The 18551-nt window shown below is 47.9% G+C and carries 14 protein-coding genes; all 14 read right to left on the bottom strand.

The window, feature by feature from the left end; genetic code table 11:
* Nucleotides 1-140 precede the first annotated feature (140 nt).
* The 14 genes from ARB69_RS15525 to secG all read right to left on the bottom strand — a co-directional run bounded on the left by ARB69_RS15525 (nucleotide 141) and on the right by secG (nucleotide 18544).
* On the bottom strand, nucleotides 141-2321 hold the full coding sequence (locus ARB69_RS15525) for a YhgE/Pip domain-containing protein (protein ID WP_055154118.1): 2181 nt from the start codon (nucleotides 2319-2321) through the stop codon (nucleotides 141-143).
* Nucleotides 2321-4852: a YhgE/Pip family protein gene (locus ARB69_RS15520; protein WP_055154116.1), complete on the bottom strand. Its 2532-nt coding sequence runs from the start codon at nucleotides 4850-4852 to the stop codon at nucleotides 2321-2323. Before ARB69_RS15520 ends, ARB69_RS15525 begins: the two co-directional genes overlap by 1 nt.
* Before the next feature lie 321 nt (nucleotides 4853-5173).
* Nucleotides 5174-5461 carry a hypothetical protein gene (locus ARB69_RS15515; protein ID WP_055154114.1) on the bottom strand — a complete coding sequence of 96 codons (288 nt, stop codon included), beginning with the start codon at nucleotides 5459-5461 and terminating at the stop codon, nucleotides 5174-5176.
* Between the two features lie 7 nt (nucleotides 5462-5468).
* Nucleotides 5469-6035 carry a hypothetical protein gene (locus tag ARB69_RS15510; RefSeq protein WP_055154112.1) on the bottom strand — a complete coding sequence of 189 codons (567 nt, stop codon included), beginning with the start codon at nucleotides 6033-6035 and terminating at the stop codon, nucleotides 5469-5471.
* A 15-nt stretch (nucleotides 6036-6050) separates the two neighbouring features.
* The gene (locus ARB69_RS15505) at nucleotides 6051-6584 is read right to left on the bottom strand and encodes a hypothetical protein (protein WP_055154110.1); all 534 of its coding nucleotides are present in this window, start codon (nucleotides 6582-6584) and stop codon (nucleotides 6051-6053) included.
* Between the two features lie 163 nt (nucleotides 6585-6747).
* Complete coding sequence (locus ARB69_RS15500; RefSeq protein ID WP_055154108.1) at nucleotides 6748-7350, bottom strand: hypothetical protein; 603 nt, start codon at nucleotides 7348-7350, stop codon at nucleotides 6748-6750.
* 58 nt (nucleotides 7351-7408) lie between these two features.
* On the bottom strand, nucleotides 7409-7945 hold the full coding sequence (locus tag ARB69_RS15495) for a hypothetical protein (RefSeq protein ID WP_055154106.1): 537 nt from the start codon (nucleotides 7943-7945) through the stop codon (nucleotides 7409-7411).
* Nucleotides 7945-8472: a hypothetical protein gene (locus ARB69_RS15490; RefSeq protein ID WP_055154104.1), complete on the bottom strand. Its 528-nt coding sequence runs from the start codon at nucleotides 8470-8472 to the stop codon at nucleotides 7945-7947. The genes ARB69_RS15495 and ARB69_RS15490 overlap by 1 nt, the downstream gene beginning before the upstream one ends.
* On the bottom strand, nucleotides 8469-13571 hold the full coding sequence (locus ARB69_RS15485) for an SdrD B-like domain-containing protein (protein ID WP_055154102.1): 5103 nt from the start codon (nucleotides 13569-13571) through the stop codon (nucleotides 8469-8471). The genes ARB69_RS15490 and ARB69_RS15485 overlap by 4 nt, the downstream gene beginning before the upstream one ends.
* Nucleotides 13572-13957: 386 nt before the next feature.
* A complete protein-coding gene (locus ARB69_RS15475) occupies nucleotides 13958-14860 on the bottom strand; it encodes a tyrosine-type recombinase/integrase (RefSeq protein WP_055154098.1) in 903 nt (300 codons plus the stop codon).
* Nucleotides 14861-15355: 495 nt separating this feature from the next.
* Nucleotides 15356-15502 (bottom strand): hypothetical protein, encoded by a 147-nt coding sequence (locus ARB69_RS26745; RefSeq protein ID WP_154253326.1) that lies wholly within the window; start codon nucleotides 15500-15502, stop codon nucleotides 15356-15358.
* 25 nt (nucleotides 15503-15527) lie between these two features.
* Nucleotides 15528-15992, bottom strand: a complete 465-nt coding sequence (smpB, locus tag ARB69_RS15470; RefSeq protein WP_050640224.1) for an SsrA-binding protein SmpB — start codon at nucleotides 15990-15992, stop codon at nucleotides 15528-15530.
* A gap of 16 nt (nucleotides 15993-16008) precedes the next feature.
* Nucleotides 16009-18171, bottom strand: a complete 2163-nt coding sequence (rnr, locus tag ARB69_RS15465; RefSeq protein ID WP_055154096.1) for a ribonuclease R — start codon at nucleotides 18169-18171, stop codon at nucleotides 16009-16011.
* 130 nt (nucleotides 18172-18301) lie between these two features.
* Nucleotides 18302-18544, bottom strand: coding sequence for a preprotein translocase subunit SecG (gene secG / locus ARB69_RS15460; RefSeq protein ID WP_025656397.1), 243 nt, complete (start codon nucleotides 18542-18544; stop codon nucleotides 18302-18304).
* Nucleotides 18545-18551 lie beyond the last annotated feature (7 nt).

Genomic DNA, 18551 nt, shown 5'->3' with positions numbered 1-18551 from the left:
GATTCATACACACAAAGAAAGGTGCTTCATATGATTTAAAGTATACAACATTTTAAACACAAAAACTTATATGATCGGGAAGCGGCCGGCATCCGTGCATCCTGCTTCTCTCAGAAGCCCCTCCAGCCGAAATCCCCCGCCTACATAAGCTGCGTCTCCTCAAGTTTCTCTGAGAATGCAGTGTTCAGCTTTATAACAGGCTTTCTCAGCACCAGGCCCAGCATAAGTGATGCCGCCAGGAAGATCACCAGTATCCCCAGTTCTCTCCAATATGTCATCCCATAAGCCCCGCCGATGCACTCACGCATGGCGGTCATACTGTGGGTAAACGGAAGCAGCGGATATACCTTCTGGAAAAATGCCGGCGCCACTTCAATTGGAAACGTCCCGCCTGATCCTGCCACCTGCATAACCAGAAGCACAACGCAGACTGCCTTCCCGATATCTCCGAAGGACACGGTCAGGGTATATATGATATTTACATACACAATGCTGGTAATCCAGCCGGCCAGCAGAAACAGGAACGGATGCTCACACTGAATCTGCAGATAGTAAAGATCTCCCAGGCAGATAAGCCCGCTCTGGAACAGTCCCGCCAGCAGGAATATGAGATACCTCCCCAAATAGACCTGGTAATTCTTTACACGCTTCAGTCCGTTCAGTGATTTTGGAGATACGGTAACCTTTAACATTGCGACCAGTACGATGCCGCCCACCCAGATCGCAAGGGTGGAGTAAAACGGCGCCATGGAAGACCCGTAATTCTCTATTGGATACAGTTTAGTTGTCTCCAGTTCCACCGGAGATGCAAGGAAGGCGCTGATGCTTTCTTTGTCCCCGCCTACGATCTCTTCCAGCGTCTGGAAATCGCCGCTGCTCTGTGCCTGATTCAGCTTCCATACCGTTTCCGTCAGCCGTGAGGCCGCCTTTTCCAGCAGCGAACCGGACGTATCCAGTGTTTCTTTTATCTGTGACAGGTCTGACGAAGCAGAACCGGATAAAGTGTAGATACCATCGGCACTCTCATCCAGCTGTTTCAGAAGCCCGGATATACTGCTCCGGGTATCTCCCAGAGAGGCATAAAGGCCGTCCAGATTCCGTTTCACCTGTTCCTCATACTCACTCTGAACCTTTGACAGGCTCTGTGCACTCTGCTCAAGGAGGGCGTCCAGTTCTTCCTCTGAGGTAAGAGCCTCCTCCGGTTTATTTCGAATCGTCTCCGCCGCTTTGCTCAGCTTATCATAAAGAGACTGCTGGACAGCTATGGATTCATTCAGTTTTCCCACGACACTGCCAACAGCCGGGGCAATTACCGCATGTTCCTCTCCAAGCGACTGCAGGGCATCCCGCAGGTTCGTATAGGATTGTATGATGTTACTGATCTTTTCTGAAAACAGATCCAGAGTGCCTGCGGTTGCAGCCGCATCCGATGACAGGGAATCCAGTCCACCATGAATCGTTTCCCCCATCTGTTGATAAAAACCTGCGCTGTCTGCCAGGGCCTGATTCATGCCTTCTGCTGCGCCAGATATGGCTCCCTGCATATCTGAAAATGAGCTTTCTTTCTCTTTCAGCGCACTCAAACTGCTGTCTGAATGCTCTCTGGACTGTTTTAAAAACCCGGATGTGGTATCCAGCATCTGCTGTGTAGACACCACCATGGAAGAAAATGCCTGGATGGTACCCGCGGCCGCGCTTAAATCGGCGGAAGTCCTTTCCAGGTTCGCTATCAGTGTAGCGGCAATTGATTCTGCGCCCTCCTGTTCTGCCGTATCTGCTACAGCCTGCATGGCCGTAATGGCCGTGTCAGATATGGTTTTAATAAACACTTCCTTTACCTGTGTCTGCACGGCACTGGCTCCCTTGTCCGTGACCTTGGGCGCTATCGCGTTTTCTTTGGCATTGGAATAATAAGTGATCTCAGGGTTCGTAACTGTGCCTGAGAAAAGGCTCATCATATTCCTGCTGAAATCTTCCGGGATCACAATTGCAGCGTAATATTTACCGGACTTCACACCGTCCACTGCTTTGGCGCTGCTTGTAAAGGTCCAGTCCAGCTGTGTATTTTCCCGCAGTGCGGAAAGGACATTCTCTCCCAGATTGAGTGAAACCGGGACCAGATCCCCCTCATACCCTTCATCCACACTTGCTACCGCAACTTTGAGGTTTCCCGTATTCTCATAGGGATCCCAGCTGGCGGCAATGTTAAACCATGCATACAGAGCCGGAACCACAACAATTCCCAGTACAACGATCAGAGCGATGACATTTTTATAGCACCGCTTCACATCCCTTCTGAAGATGCCCCATATATTCTTCATCACTCATCCCTCCCTTTCATTGCGTCCAGAAGCTCTTCCTGGGTCAGTGATCCCAGCTCAATCTGCCGCTGCAGGCGGTCGTGGATGTATTCCTGACAGATCAGATAAACCGCGATTACAATTATTGATACAATCCATAGAACCAGAAAGACAATCTTTGACTCAATGCTGAACATCAGGACTAAAAAGACCGCCGGAAGAATCAGAATCGCTAAAAAGCCATTACGGATCCGTTTCTTATAGCCCGCTTCAAATGCAGCGGCCTTTGCAACCAGTTCTTCCCGCATGGTCTGATCCCGAAGCAGTGTCCTGACTGCCAGGGAGAAGGGCGTCTTCCCCCCCTTTCCGTCTGAAGTTTCGCAGAGCATCAAGTCTGTCTCTCCTAGCTTTCTGTCAAACAGATCATTCAGATTCACCAGCAGCCTTCGCAGCCCAAGCCCGATCAGCAGGGCTGCCGGCAGATACACCGCCAGATGGAGCAGGCTGCCCCAGAAGGCATTTCCATACATGCCTGCAATCGCCTCTCTCATTGCATTGATTCCATAAGTAAAGGGAAGCAGAGGGTGCAGCTTTTGGAAGAACGGCGGCGTCATCTCAATCGGATATGTGCCCGCAGATCCCGGGATCTGCAGAATTACCAGTACGATACAAAGCGCTTTCCCAATATGCTTCAGCGCGCTAGACAGGGCATAGATCAGGTTCACATACACAAAGGAGCAGAACATTCCCGTGAGTACAAAGGCAGCGGGATGGAGGCACTGCACCTTCAAAAGCCACAGGTCCCCCAGACATACGATCAGTCCCTGAATAAGACCGATCACAACAAAAAGAAGCCATCTGCCGAAGTATGCCTCGGATGTGGAAAAGTGCCTGACACCACCGCCTCTGTCAACTTCCATTTTCAGAATCGCAATTAATACAATTCCGCCTACCCAGAGCGCCAGGTTTGTGTAAAAAGGAGTCATGGAAATACCGTAATTCTTTACGCTGTACAGAGTTTCACTTCGAATGTTCACCGGCGATGCCATAAACTCTGCAATGGAGTCCGCGTCCAGCCCCTCCAGTGAAAGAAATTGCTGATAAGCCTCCGAACTCTGCAATGCCTGCAGATCCGTCACGATCCGGTCCATCTGCCCCTTCAAAGAGGTTACAGAATCCCCCGTCCTGCCCAGCGCCTTAGAACTATCCTCTAGGCTTGTGCCAAGCTGGGACAGGATTCCCTTCAACTGATCTGTGGAAGCCGATACGCCAGACAGCGCAGCGGACATTTCTCCGCCCAGGGCAGAAAAAGAATCCATTGACTCGTTCAGCTGGGGCAGAAGCGTCTGGTCAAAGTTATTACGGTAATCCCGCAGCGACTGCCTGCTCTGAGATACCAGCGTTTCCAGCTGCTCCTTGGTGCTTTGCGCGGTGTCCATTGCATTTCCCATACTGGCATTGCTCTGGCTCAATGAGTCCAGAAGAGTTTGAAACTCTTCATTCTGCGCCTGCAGCTCGGCAATCCGTCCGGAAACAGCCTCCTTAAGCGCATCCGGCAGATCCGCACTGATTTCCTCCAGCTTTTCCAGAATACTGCTGTTTGTATCCACCAGATTCTGTACCGAATCAATTCCATCTTTCACTGCCCCGTTCACCGTGTCCGCCTGATTCTTAAGGGAACTCAGGCTGTCGGATGCCGAGCCGTAAATATTGTTAAGCCAGTTCTCCCCGTCCGACAGGCTGCCGGAAAATGCAGAAGAAAATTCCCCAATACTGCCTCGTCCGCTGCTCAGTACAGAAGCAGTATCCGACAATGTGTCCGAACCCGCTGACGCAGCCGATTTCACACTGTCCAGCACTTCCTGCGTATTGCTGATCTGCCCGGAACTATCTCCGACCGTGTCCTGAAAATTCTTCAGCACAGTCTGATACTGCCCCAGATTCTGCTGAATCTCAGACAGCATGGTCATCACTTCCGTATTCATACTGCCCATATCCCCCGAAAGCCGGGTGACAGAGCTCTGGATCAGTTTTGAAATTGTCTCTGCCGCCACAGAGGAAAAAGTATCGTTAATCTCCTGCTGCACGGTGCCTGCCCCTGTGTCTGTGATCTTAGGAGCAATCGCATTCTTCTTTTCATTAATATAGTAATCCAGCCGGGGTTTTACCGGATACCCCGAGATAATGCTCAGAAGCGAACTGCTGAAATCCTCCGGTATCACGATGGCCGCATAGTACTTTCCTGACTTTACCCCTTCCACAGCCTGGGACTCCTCCACGAATGTCCACCCCAGCTGATCATTTTCCCTCAGATTCTCCTCAATACGATCCCCCGCATTCAGAGTAATCAGGTCATTCGCCGCTTCCGTATCATGATTGGCCACAGCCACCTTAATCCCCTGCGTATTGCTGTATGGATCCATATTTGCGGCAATATTAAACCACGCATACAAAGACGGCAGGACACAAACGCCTGCCATCACAATCACGGCGACCCGGTTATGTACAAGACGCCCAAGATCCCTTTTGAATATCCGAAATGCTTTTTTCATAATGAATGCCCTCCTGCATATATCGGGTTAAGTATAACAAAAACAAACCAGGAAAACAACACAAAAATGACGATTGGTCATATTTTTTATTTCGAACCTCTCCAGTACAGTTATTTTGGAAACGCTTTACCAGATCTTCTACCCATTTATCCGCAGTTATTAATTCGAAGGCCTCCTCATACTCCGTCTGAATCTCTTTTGCCTCGTCTTCCTAACGGGTGTAAAATTTACGGAGAAGTTCGATTCGCATGAGCCATACTTCCCCGTTTTTTAACTATCCTATTTCTTTGATATCCTATTTGGGTCCTGTCGTTAAATAAACTATTTTTCAGAAAATTTAACCACGTATGGAACTGCCCCTGCCTTGTATTCCTGGCAATAGTTCCTCAGTTTATCCTGGATGCAGCAGGTAATGTCAGGATAGCTTTCCAACTGGTGTGTTTGTGTTTCTATGTAATTCAGTGTCTCCTTCCACTGCTGTATCGTGTACAGTTGGAGTTCAAAACTGGATAAAATTAAATAACAGTCTTTTTTATGCATCCTCAGATCAGATAAGCAGCGAAGTTGCAGTACAGCCGCCAGTTTATCCAAAAGACATACGTTTTCCATCCTTTATTCAACCTCCGCTTTCTCTCGTATTTTTTCTTCCGGGGAGCAGGATGACCAATAACAAAATAGAGATGACCGCTGGCAGGAGATACAAAAGTAAATTGGAAATATCGCCGGTTTTTATGGGTCTGCTTACAGTCAGACTGCTTCCGGTTGGTCGGACCGGAACGGATGAAGGCGCTGATGGGGTTTCTGTCTTTTTTAAAACTACTTTTTCAATATGCGGATTATTGCTCCCCGATAACACCAAATTAAGCTCTGTTGTTTCATAACCTGTTTTGTACACTTTGCAATGGTAATTTCCATACGGTATGATCGAATCATAAGTTCCCCCATCATGGGTAACCCCCAGCAGCTGATACCCAAGCTGCTCATTGGCCCATATCTCAATACTGGCTCCATCAATTGGTTTATCCTCCTCATCCACCACCCAAAAGTACACATTGGGTTTCGTCAACGTGATAACACCAACATAAACATCTGTTGAAAAATCGTCCGTGTCTGCAAGAACGGAAACCGGAAAACAAAGCGTCAGGAAGGCTAATACCGTCACCAGCCATTTCATCCTTTTCATTTGACTTCCTCCCCGCTATTTTGATACCGTTATAGTCATTTTAATGACGGCCGCTCCAATAGGCTTTTCCTTTGGATCCTGATAGGCCAGAAATCGGGCGGTTGCCGGATAATCTCCCTGTTTCAGCGCCGAGGAGAGGCTTGCTTCCTCAATATAATACCCCGGCTCCAATAAGCCGGATTTGTAAATCTCTTCTCCGGTGTCATCTCGTGTGATACTTACAATATAAGAATAATGGTTTTGCTTAATGTTCTCGATTCTAAGATTTCCGGGGGACTTCCCATCCTCAAATACAGGGTGGGGATTGATGCTCACGTTCATCATTCCTTCCGAAACCACTGTGTTCAGCCGCTGCTGAACTTCTTCCTCACTCATGTTCGGAAGTATCCCCAGCTGTGCATCCCGGTCTTTATAGACCCCGCCTTCCCGGCTGAAATACTGCCAGGCAAAAAAGAAAACGGTTCCAAGGAGAAGCAGCACCAGCAGTATCACGATCAGACGTCCTGTTCTCTTTGTATTTTTACTGGCGGTTTTCTCCTTCTGCTTCATATGTACTCTCCCTTATGTAAAGATTTTGTCCTCATGAAGGTAACGAGCCAAATGTACATGCAGACATATACATTTAGCGGCTGCCTTGGCTCAATATCCCGCGGCTCGCTGCGCTGCAGATTTGATAACCCGCAGCTTTCTGCCAGGTCATTACCTTGTGTTTTTACTGTGCCGCGATGTTCCACTCAATGACAAAGGATTTTGCGGATTTCTCGGGCGCAGAGTAATCTCCGGCGGTTCCACCTGCTTTTACTTCAGCCGCCATATGAGCAACCTCATTCGCCGGCAGGGCAAAATCATTCAGCATGATGGTGGCGTTATTGTCCGGAGCAATGGTGCCAGCCAGCACAGAGTTGAGTTTCAAGGAAAGCTCATGGGCACTCCCCGCAGTGTTATCGATAGTCCATTTGCTGCCATAGGAATTGATGATTTTGGCACCGGTCACCTTGGCGGCCACGTCTCCGTTGTTCACAAAGGTGACACGCTGATCCTTGATGCCCTGGCTCGCATCACCACTCATGGTAATGTCACCGGCAGCGTCCACCATGTAGTTGCCCATCAGCGTGGTGACCTTACTATCAGCGGCAACCACCGCGATCGCAAGGGCTGTTGGTACGGTTACACTGATGTTTGCAGGGGTTGTGTTCGTAACACCTACATATACGTCGGTGTTGCCCCCTGCCGGATTTCCAGCTGCGAATGCTGTGATAGCTGTGCTCATTAACAGTGTGGCAGCCATTACGATTCCTACAATTTTTTTCTTCATAGTTCTTTCTCCTTTTGTTTAAAATTTATTATCATACAGACTTTGCTGTTATGACCGGTTAGTTCTGGATCGTTAAGGTGATATTAATATTCACCACACCGATATCCTTCAGAGTTTGAGGGTCTATGATGGAAAACCTGGCGACCGCCGGGTACGTTCCCTTGGGAAGCTCCTTGTCCAGCTTTGCCTTCTCAATGTTTTGATCCGGCTTGATGCCACCGCTTTGAAAAACGGTCTCCCCTCCGTCCGTAAGTGTGATGCCGACCTTAGTGTAATAATGGTTTGCCTTGATGTTCTCGATATAAAGGTCGCCTTCCGTCTTCCCGTCAGGAAATACCGGGTTTGGGTTGATAGAAGCGTTGAACATCCCCTTTTCAACTACCGTGTCCAGAATCTTCTGCACATCCTCTTTGGTTCTTGCTTTGATGAGTCCGTCCCGTGCCTGCTTATCGAAATAAAAGTCATCGGCGGGACGACCGAAAAACCAATATCCCACGCCCGCAAGTATGAAGAGAATTAAGAGCAGCAGGAAAAAAATCCACCGGTGTTTCTTCTTGGTTTTCTGCGTTTTATCCCCTGTTTTTGCATGTATCATTATTCATCACCTCCTAAAAGCTCTACAGTAACGGCATATTCCACCGTACTTATTTCCTTTCCGTCTTCCAGAATATGAAACAATGCCGTGTAAGGCTGCGCGCCTGACCTTTCAATGCCTGTAAGTCGGTCTTTCTCCACGCTGTCCCCCGGCTTTAGAATATTTGATTTGTACACGGTCTTTCCGCTTTCATCACAGATAAGCTCCAGATAAAGATCGTAAGGATTTTCCGGCACATTGCTAAGATACAGCAGGGCCTCGTCCCAATTTTTTTTCAGTTGTATCTGGCTGTTGATCCGCAGAATCATTCTGCTTGCATCCGCATTCTCCTGCACTTTTTTTTGAATAAACGCAGGGTCTTTCATTTCTGCGCTTGTCTCCGTACGTTCATCTACGACAAAATCTCCTTGTTCTTCCGGACGGCCTGGCAAAAGCGCTGCCGTGACTGCCACCCCCAGCAGCACAGCGGCTGCCGCAGCGAGGATCAGACATTTTTTCCTGTTATTTCTATTTACATGTATGTTCATGGACTCACCTTTTCAGCCCGATAGCGCAGAACAAAACGGTTATCTGCAGGCAGTGTGGAAACAATGCCTGGATCATATGCGCCGCTGAACGTAAACTGTCCCCAGTTGCTGTTGCTGTCAAACCCCGGCAAATCGCCGAGAATCAGGCCCTTTCCATTATTTTGCATGGCTAGCTTTGTGAAATCGGTTTCCGCAATTCCCATAAAAGGGTTGTCTCGCTTGACAGAAGTTACGTTCAGACTGATTTCGTTGTCGGCATAGCCGGCGGATGCAGCTTTTTTTCCTACCAGTTCCAAAACGGGGCTGCTACCCGTATTTTCCTGGTCTGCATTGTTTATAAAAATGCGTGTCTTGTCCCTGCCATAATTGTACACGCTCATCACCGGAGCGATAATTTGATTCTCCTTCCCCTTCACGGCGTAAATCTCTGCCTTCAGCGGAACACTGATCCCGGCCACAGACTCCGGCTCCACATGAACCGTAATTTCTTTTGTAATCGTAACAGTTCCGTCCAGTGCTTCCGGGATGGACAGGGTGATTGTTCCCTGGCCTTCCGCTTTACCTGTCAGCTTCAAACTGTCAGGATCTGCGGTGAAGAAGTTGTTTGCGCTGCTTGCAAGCGCTGGCTTGATCGCGAAAACTGGATCATACATAAGGTAATCCGGCTGGATGGTGTAAGGAATCTTCCTTGTCTCCCCCACCGAGAGGTAGATATCGCTGGGTACGTTCAAAAACCGCTTGTCAGCAAGTCCGGCGTTTTGATATAGGACATCGGTATCGTCCAGCGTGATGGGTTCCGTTACCGCATTGTCTCCCTCCTGTTTAAACACGGACTGTTCATAAGGCAGACCGTCTGGCTTATACGGCTGGCTCAGCAGTTTTCCGGCCGGAACTTGAATCTTCAAGTAATAATCCCCATGATAAGGCACAGTAAACTTGTAGCTTCCGTCCCAAACTGTGGTCTGTGTTTCGACCAGTTTATCTCCAATGGGATCTCCGGTATGAGGATCTGTCCCGGTCTGGTGCAGTTCCACCCTTATTCCCTCTATCCCGCTGTCGCTGATGTCCAATAACGAATTGGCGTTTTTATCACTGAACACTGTACCGGACACCGTATACGGCACCATGGACAGAATGGTCAGGGGCGTATAGGCTACCGGAAACGGGCTGCCATCCATGGAGTAGGTATATACTCCGCTGAAATAATCTTTTATGACTTCCTTATCTCCCTCTTCCTTATGGCCTATTTTCATAGGAATGCTGCTCACGATATCCACGTTTGCCGTAAGAACTTTGGATTTGATTTTTATCATGGTGCAGTTTGCAAGGATATCCGCCGGCGTTTTCATCTCGGCCGCCGCCCTGTCCCGCACTTCCTGCTCTGTGAGGTAATTTGGTGAGGTGTCTTGGCCTCCGTTCAGTTCATTCATGGCATTGTGGTCGTCGCTGTCCGGGTCTTCGGGATGCGGCGATATGTAATAAAATACCGACATTCCCGCATCCGGAGGTACCGGCTGGCCGTTCACCGTGATGTTAACAAAGTCTGTTATGTAGGTGTCAAACTGTGAAGTGTAATGTAATTCGTTACCGTTTTGATCCACATAGGTAATGGAGTGCCCCCGTTTCGGTACATGATAATAGCCGATAAAGTCGCTGCCGTCCTTGCTGCCTATGATACGAGTGGACTGCATAAAGTCCACCTCCCCATGGGGATGCAGCTGTGCCTCCGTCATTTCCGTCCCTGTCTTCGGATCTCTCAGCCATGTGCTGACCGCCCCTGTCGTCATTTTTGAAACCGTCTGTTTATAGCACGGGTAGTCGGGGGGCTCCAGACTTACGATTGAAGCGCCCTTGTCCCCGTCGCCGTCAATGTCATAAGGATCGGCTGCCCGGTTAATACTAATACCGGCGCCGCCGGCGACTGCGCCTGTTTTGGATATCTCCACAGGTGTGAAAGAATCTAGCTCAGGCAGACTTTTAGGGGCTTTCCATCCGCTCACCTCCACCTTTTTTCCGGCCAGGTTTTTAAGCGCATCTTTATCTGAGCGGTATACCATGGGCGTCAGCCGATATGTCCCCGGCTCTGTCTGATGTTTCGCCCGCAGGGTCATGGAAAATTGGTAGTCTTTGAAGTTTTGATTATCGGCAGAGGAATTCTTCACAGGAAAGAGGTTAAATGCTTCGCTTCCTTTACCGATAAAGCGGATGCGCAAAAGACCGTTGCCATAATGCGCCGTATCAGTCGGATCCCTAAAGTAATTCGGCAGCCATTCTTCAATAAATTTATATTTGTTCCCTATTCCTTGAAAGCTTTCCCGGACATAATCGAAGTTTTTGTCGATTTCAAAGGCATAAGTAGGGTTAAATGCCACGTCGTTCAAGTAAAACTTCAGGGTTGTTTTACCGCCCGCAGCAATGGTGGGGGGAGATAACATGAGTTCCGTTCCAGAGTATTTAACGGGACCGAAAGGGATACATATATACCAATACAAACGCCCGATGTCTCCAATGTCATAAGCGCCCGAATACGCCGTACCTGATAAATCCTCATAGGTTACGGACGCAGCATAGCTATGCACCCACGTTGTATACAAACTTGATTCACCTTCTTTTTCATAAGACAAAGTATCGACAGCCCTGCCGCTTGGCAGGATTCCGTCCGTCAGCCTGAAGGTGTCCAATACCATCTCCACAGATGCATTGACGGGCAGATTTGAAAGCTTTATATCAGAAAAGCTTGTCACAAACTCACCTTGCTGTAAATTGAAATTTACTTCCGGGGAAGCTCCATTTGCAAATTCCGATTTCCCTATCGTAATCTCATAAGTATGTCCAAGGGATGTGGTATATCTGATCGTCACATCCGGATAGTCCGCCGGTTTTTCAAATCCCGTCAGCTTCAATGTTACCGGGTTTTGCCCCAGCATTTGATAAAGAAAGAAGGGTTCCGAATCGCTGCCGTTCGCCTTAATATTGGATGTCTGCCCTGTTCTTACGTTTTTCAGCGGCATAAGAGTCGCACCGCCGCTTTCTGCGGACGTATTCGCGATTTGGAACAGACGGGTATCATGGTAGGTATAGTCCATGGCATAATCGAATTTTTCCGACTTCCAATTAACTACAGGAGCTGCAGGTTTCGGCGGCACATAGGTAACGGTGGCGGTGTGGAACTTTTTCCCACTGCGGACACTCGGTTCCACAGTTCCATAATTCACAATTTCGTGGTACACATTAATTTTAGACTGGGTACCGGCAGCCATTGGGGAACCGTCCTCATTGGTGGTCATGAGGTCTGCTTTTAGATTAAAACCCAGTGTACATTTTCCCGTAGCCTGCACCGCAAGCTTCGTCACATACTCGCCGGTATCCAGCGCAGGAACGCTGTAAGATTCCTGCCCTGATACAGTCTGTTGAAACTTCCGGCCCTTGTTGGTAAAAAAAATCAGCTCAGCTTTACCGGATGGTTCAGACGACCAATTCGATATCACAACCGAAGTAAGCTGAATCCCCCAATCCATGGTAAACACAGACTGCCTGGTATAATGGGTAGGATAAACATATTGGGGGGCAAGCACTCTGAACCATGTTCGGGCGTTATCAGCACTGTCTTTCATGTCATTATTAATTACATAATTACCTGCCTGACTATAATCCTTGTTGGCATTGTTATTAGACCAGACGCGTACACTCTGTGTGTCAATATCCAGTCTCAGCACGGATCGGTCATTGAATGAGAGTTCTTGGGGAATTCCATAAATCTTTCCCGTAAACTTCCACGGTTTTCCAAATTGCTGCCTTTCCTTTATACTTGTGGAATTGTTGTACAGGTTAAACCAGTCGCTGAAAATCTTTTGGGTGAGATCAGAACCACCATTGTTAATTCCTGTATAATCCAGTCTCATTCGGAATTCAATTTCTGTTCCGTACTGATACACGTCCCGGTCGTAAAAAATGGTGGTTTTGTCTGCTGAAGCACTGATCTTCTCGCCGGCTGTACCGCCTTCCAATGGCGAGCTGACAAAGGTAACACCCGGAGGCAGGGGGATTTCAAGGTGCATCTTCTGAATATACCGGTCAGACACTTTGTCAGTTCCCATACTTCCATCCTTCAATGGACACTCAATCCAGTAATCCCCTTCCTGAGACAGCCAGTTAGTTCCGTTTCCCCCGCCATCGTTAGCGGTTTCCACATTGGTGAATAGTGCTATCTCCGTAGTTCTCAAATCTTTTGATGTCATTTCATAGGTGATCGGTACCATAAAGCGTGCGGTCTGTTCTAATACGTTGTCCCTATATGCTTTAATCTCAAGCCCGATTCCCCGTATAACACCGTCCGCCCCCACCTTGACTGAATTGGAGAATGCCTCCTCGTTGCCGAGATCGCTATAGCTGTCATTTTTATTTTGTATAGGAAGAAGAAAACTGGTGGCGCTATTTAAATCGAATCCGTCTTTAAAATTTATAATAATACTGTCAATGTCAGGATCATAGCTCGCTGATCGGATCGGATCTGCCACAGCCGGCAGCTTTGTCGGATCCATGCCCGCTTTTTTATAGCCGGTAATGACCAGCTTGGTTTGTTTGCCATCATTTTTCGGCTGGTAATTTATCATCGCATTCTGCCCCGGTTGGTTGGGAGTAAAGGAAATGGCGTCGTCGGGCAGCCTCATTTCCAGCATGCCTTGTCCGGCAGCAAAAGTCCCCGGTAGTTCATTGCCCGAATTCGTATGTTCCGCAGAGGTGTCCCCATCTGTAGGCGCTGGTTCTTCCACGGGCGCGGGTCCAATATCAGGTACCGGATCATCGGCAGGAGCAGCCTCAATAGCGGACGCCGGGGCTTCTCCAGTGTCAGGCACCGGGGCTTGCGCGGGTGCATTCTCATTATCGGGCGCCTCTTCCACAGCAGACTCCCCGTCTGGCCTTGTAACAGGGTCAGGCACTTTCTCCAACACCTCCGCATCTGAATCTCCGTCTAACTCTGCAGCTGCGGTGCTGTCTGTACGATCCGGAGCGGCATACACAGACGGCATGCCTGTTACAAGCAGCACAACCACCAGCATCAATGTTAGATATTTCTTTCTGTGTCTCAAATTTTTCACCTTTTGCATCCCCTATCAATTGCCAGTTATATCATGCATTATTTCCCCGTTAAAAATAGCGGGAGGCTTCGCTTATCATGTACCACATAATGCTGATTATGTGGCACAATCTGGCAATATCTATAAGGAAGATAAGAGATAACGGTCGTACAATACATGAGAAAGGATACAAAAAGGAAACCGAGAATAAAGCATTCTATATCGGTTTCCTTTTTGTACCCTTTTTCGACAAAGTATTGACTATTTTACTGATCCTTGGTATTCTATAAGCATCAATTTAGGAAATGTTTTCCATTTATGATTGATCTTCACCACATAATCAGCATTATGTGGTTTTTTACTTTTATGTGATTAGCGCTTCATAAGATTATGAAGTGAAACTGTCTTTATGCGGCCCCGTCACAGGACGGGAATCCCTCTTGCGGAATTCTTTTTTGTTCCCCGAAACAGACAAGATGCATACTGTCAAGCTGCTTGATATGCTCGGTTCCATTCTCCATTGTATAAATCCGCGTCGTATTTATACTGGAGTGTCCCAGTATGTCAGCAAGACGGGATATATCCTTTTTTATTCTGTAATAGATTTTTGCAAACAGGTGTCTCAGATTATGTGGAAACACCTTTCCCCTGTCCACCCCAGCACTTTCACAAAGGCTTTTCATCATCTTCCATATGTTAGACCGATCCAAAGGCCGCCCGTTTTTTGTACGGAAGACCACTCCTTCTTTTATTTTTTCCCGGTCACAGAATCTGCCCAAGATTATACATAAATCCCGTGGAAGTAAAATAACGCGCCGTTTGCCTTTACAGTCCACTTCTGCTCTGCCCGCCTTCACTGCACGTACCGTAATGTATTTTAGTTCGGAGACGCGTATTCCCGTGGAGCAGATCGTCTGCACTAACAAGGAAAGGCGATGGTTTCCCTTTCTCTCAGCGGCATTGATAAGCCGTCTGTATTCCGCTTCCTCCAGCTCCTTTTCCGGTTTTGCGTATAATGCCCGCTGAATGCGCAGGGGCTTTACTTTACATTGGGATTTGCCGTACCAGTCAAGGAATCCGTTAACTGCAGCCAACATAGAGTTTACACTCGTAGGCGCGTGGGTTTCACTTAAATGCTCCTTCCAGAGCATAACCTCTGTTTTATTAAGCTTCCTGTCTCCAAGATATTGAAAAAAAGCGGACACATCCCGCTGGTATTTCTGAATGGTATTCTGGCTTCTTTCTTCACTTCGTAAATACTCGCCATAGCTGCCAACCATATCTGTATATTGTCCGTTATCCTTTTTCATCCTTTTTCGTCCTTTCTAGTCATATTCCATAATTTTATTACATACAGGTCATAATTGGAATTGGTAACTATTTCCATTCTAACGAAACTTTAAGACGAAGGCAGGCAATTTATTCGATGGAACACCCTCACCAATCGGTAATCATATTTAACTGACTCTATCTCCCCTTATTATTTTTTTACATTTACTCATTTTTCTATCTCTATTCACAATATATACCTCTTTTCCATAATATATAAACACCCCAAAGAGGCACGATACGCACAGACGATTCTCATCCGCTGCCACCGTCCGGGAATCCCCCCATGAATGAACAATACCTGCCGGTTGGAAGAGCCAGCTCTATGTCAGGGATGCCGGGAAGGCGCTGGGGCTGTATATGCCGCTTTGTGATGCTAGAGTGCGCTTACTTCTTCTTAAAAAACCGATGCCGGATATGCGGGGGAAAACTTGATCTCCAAATCAAGTTTTCGGAGAACCCAGCGCGGGAAATCATCAGATTTCCCGTGATGTGTTCTCCGTACCCGCATATCCGGCATCGGTTTTTTTAGAAGCAGTTAGCAGCACGGGTGCATCACAAAGCGGCATATACAGCCCCAGCGCCTTCCCGGCATCCCTGACATGGAGCGTCCCCTCTGCCAACCCGCCCCCTATTCCAATTCATTCATCAAAGATTCCGCACCTTAAACTCCCGCTGCGCCTCTCGTTTCTGATCTTTCTTCGCAATATCTTCCCGCTTGTCATACATCTTTTTCCCCTTAGCCAGCCCGATCTCTACCTTTACCAGACTGTCGCTGAAGTAAACCTTAAGCGGTACAAGGGTGTTGCCTTGTTCTTTCATCTTTCCGAACAGCTTATTTATTTCGTTTTTATGGAGTAGAAGCTTTCTTACCCTGAGAGGGTCCTTATTGAAAATATTTCCTTTTTCGTACGGGCTGATATGCATGCCGTAAATAAAGATTTCCCCGTTTTCGATGCGGATGAATGCTTCCTTGATGCTGCACTGGCCCATACGCAGGGACTTTACCTCTGTCCCGTGCAGGACAATTCCGGCCTCGTACTTCTCCAGTATAAAATAGTCATGATATGCTTTTTTGTTGTTGGCAATCAGTCTGCCTTCCGTTTTTGCCATGGCACTACTCCCTCTATCAATCCTCTGTTTCACAGAATTCAAAATCAATGGTTCGCTGCAGGCGGTCTGCATCGAGTACCCTCACCCGCACCTTTTGTCCCAGTTTATATACCTTCCGGGTATGCTCACCCACCAGTTCATACTGCTCTTCCCGGTAATCATAGTGGTCATCCCGCATGTTTGTTACATGGACCAGTCCTTCTATTGTATTCTCCAGTTCTACATAAGCGCCCCATTTTGTAAGTCCTGATATGACGCCGTCGAACTCTTCTCCGATCCGGTCCCTCATATATTCCACCTTTTTCAGCTTCACGGTCTCACGCTCGGCTTCCTCTGCGCGGCGTTCGCATTCGCTGGACTGTCTGGCCACTTCCGGAAGAATGGTATTGTAATGCTCTTCCCGCTGTGCATCCATCCTGCCCCGGATATTCTCTTTGATAATCCGGTGAATCTGCAGGTCCGGATACCGCCGGATCGGGGAAGTAAAGTGGGTATAATATTTTGCTGCCAGGCCAAAGTGGCCGGTGTTCTCTGGCGTATACTTTGCCTGCTTCATCGAGCGCAGGGCCAGACGGCTGATCAGCGGCTCCTGCGGCGTTCCTTCTACTTTTCCAAGGAGCTTCTGAACCTCCTTGGGCCTGATCTCACTGTTTCCCACATGGATGTGATAACCGAAATTATTGATAAAAGTACTCAGTTTCCGGATCTTTTCTTCATCCGGCTGTTCGTGGGTACGGTACAGGAAAGGCAGCTCTCTCCAGAAATACTCTTCTGCAACCGTTTCATTTGCCATCAGCATAAAATCTTCGATGAGCTTTGTTGCCACATTCCGTTCATAGGGTTTGATGTCGACGGGTTTTCCATTTTCATCCAGTATCATCTTGGTCTCCGGGAAATCGAAGTCAATAGACCCCCGCTTTCTGCGTTTCTCACGCAGTATGCCTGAAAGTTCCGCCATCAGAAGGAACATGGGCACCAGCTCCTTGTATTTGCTGCTCTCCACGCCATTTAATACGGCCTCTTCCTGCTCCTTAAGTATCTTCGCCACACTTGTATAACTCATGCGCTCGTCTACCCGGATCACGGTCTCCGCAATCTCGTGGTCCACCACCTCTCCGTTTCCATTGATGGTCATAATGCAGCTGAGCGCCAGCCGGTTTTCTCCTGCGTTCAGAGAGCAGATTCCGTTGGACAGCTTATGGGGCAGCATGGGGATGACCCTGTCTGCCAGATAAACGCTTGTCCCACGCTTCAGAGCCTCCCGGTCCAGGGCGCTTTTCTCCTGAACGTAATTCGAAACATCGGCGATGTGGACGCCAAGCCGGTAAAGATCCCCTTCTTTTGTAAGGGAAACCGCATCATCCAGATCCTTTGCATCTTCTCCGTCAATGGTCACCATCTGCCAGTCCCGCAGATCCATTCTGCCGGCCATATCGGCCTCGCTTACTTCTTTTCCCACACGCTCTGCCTGATTTAGCACTCGCTCCGGGAACTCTACAGGCAGGTCATATCCTTTCACAATGGACATAATATCTGTCCCCGGGTCATTGATGTGTCCTATAATTTCCACTACACGGCCCTCCGGCTTCATGTCCTGGCCGCCGTAGGAGGTCAGTTCTACCACCACCTTGTGGCCGTTCATGGCTCCTTTGTCTTTTCCCTCAGGAATATAAATATCATTCAGAACACGCTGACTGTCCGGGCGCACAAATCCAAAGCTTTTGCATTTTTCATACAGGCCGACTACCTTCGTCGTTCCATGCGAAAGAATACGCACAATCCTGCCTTCTTTTCGTTTTCCATCCGTTCCATGCCTGCTGTCCGCTTCCTTCGTGACCACGAACTCCACCTGATCGCCCTGGAACGCACCTCCGATGTACTCCTCGGGAATAAAGATATCCTCTTCTTCCCCCTCCTGAATCACAAACCCAAATCCCCGGGCATTGGCCTGAAATACACCGGTCAGGCGCCTGGCCTCCCCCTTCGTATATTTTCCTTTTTTGGACACATGGATCTTTCCTTCTTCCTCCAGTGCGTCCAGCACTTCCTTCAGCTCACTCCGCTGCTCTTTGGGGATCTGAAGGACAATCGCTATCTCTTTGATCTTCATGGGTACATACATATCGTCACAGATAAAATCGTAAATGACTTTTTTTCTTTTTTCAAAATTCTGGTTCATATTCTCACCTTCTTTCTATTACTTTGGAACTTTCCTATTATAAAACAAAGTGGGCAAACCCACATGGGCTTCCACTTATATAATAAAAAACACTCTATATCTGTATAGAGTGTTCAATCATCTTATCTTCTTAGTTAAATACACCCAGGTTCAAAACCAGTGCCAAAACCATAAATAAAATAGCAAGGAACTTTGTGGACTTTACAAGAGCACCTTCCATTGAACGTCCCTTATTCTGTCCCCAGTAAGTATCAGCGGCCCCGCTGATCGTCCCAAGTCCTGCTGACTTTCCCTCCTGAAGAAGGATAATTGCTGAAAGAGCAATACAATCTATTACAAATATAATTGTTAATATTATTTTCAAAATATCCATTCTTTAA

Origin of the sequence: Faecalicatena contorta (assembly GCF_001404335.1) — a bacterium.
Classification (GTDB): domain Bacteria; phylum Bacillota; class Clostridia; order Lachnospirales; family Lachnospiraceae; genus Faecalicatena; species Faecalicatena contortus_B.
The sequence above is the reverse complement of the archived record's forward strand: the minus strand, read 5'-3'. Positions and strand labels throughout refer to the sequence as shown.

Bases quoted from the DNA above. Each gene is read 5' to 3' on its own strand.
- ARB69_RS15475 (WP_055154098.1), bottom strand. From the start codon at position 14,860: ATGAAAAAGGATAACGGACAATATACAGATATGGTTGGCAGCTATGGC.
- ARB69_RS15490 (WP_055154104.1), bottom strand. From the start codon at position 8,472: ATGAACATACATGTAAATAGAAATAACAGGAAAAAATGTCTGATCCTC.
- ARB69_RS15515 (WP_055154114.1), bottom strand. From the start codon at position 5,461: ATGGAAAACGTATGTCTTTTGGATAAACTGGCGGCTGTACTGCAACTT.
- ARB69_RS15510 (WP_055154112.1), bottom strand. From the start codon at position 6,035: ATGAAAAGGATGAAATGGCTGGTGACGGTATTAGCCTTCCTGACGCTT.
- ARB69_RS15500 (WP_055154108.1), bottom strand. From the start codon at position 7,350: ATGAAGAAAAAAATTGTAGGAATCGTAATGGCTGCCACACTGTTAATG.
- smpB (WP_050640224.1), bottom strand. From the start codon at position 15,992: ATGGCAAAAACGGAAGGCAGACTGATTGCCAACAACAAAAAAGCATAT.
- secG (WP_025656397.1), bottom strand. From the start codon at position 18,544: ATGGATATTTTGAAAATAATATTAACAATTATATTTGTAATAGATTGT.
- rnr (WP_055154096.1), bottom strand. From the start codon at position 18,171: ATGAACCAGAATTTTGAAAAAAGAAAAAAAGTCATTTACGATTTTATC.
- ARB69_RS15525 (WP_055154118.1), bottom strand. From the start codon at position 2,321: ATGAAGAATATATGGGGCATCTTCAGAAGGGATGTGAAGCGGTGCTAT.
- ARB69_RS15520 (WP_055154116.1), bottom strand. From the start codon at position 4,852: ATGAAAAAAGCATTTCGGATATTCAAAAGGGATCTTGGGCGTCTTGTA.
- ARB69_RS15495 (WP_055154106.1), bottom strand. From the start codon at position 7,945: ATGATACATGCAAAAACAGGGGATAAAACGCAGAAAACCAAGAAGAAA.
- ARB69_RS15505 (WP_055154110.1), bottom strand. From the start codon at position 6,584: ATGAAGCAGAAGGAGAAAACCGCCAGTAAAAATACAAAGAGAACAGGA.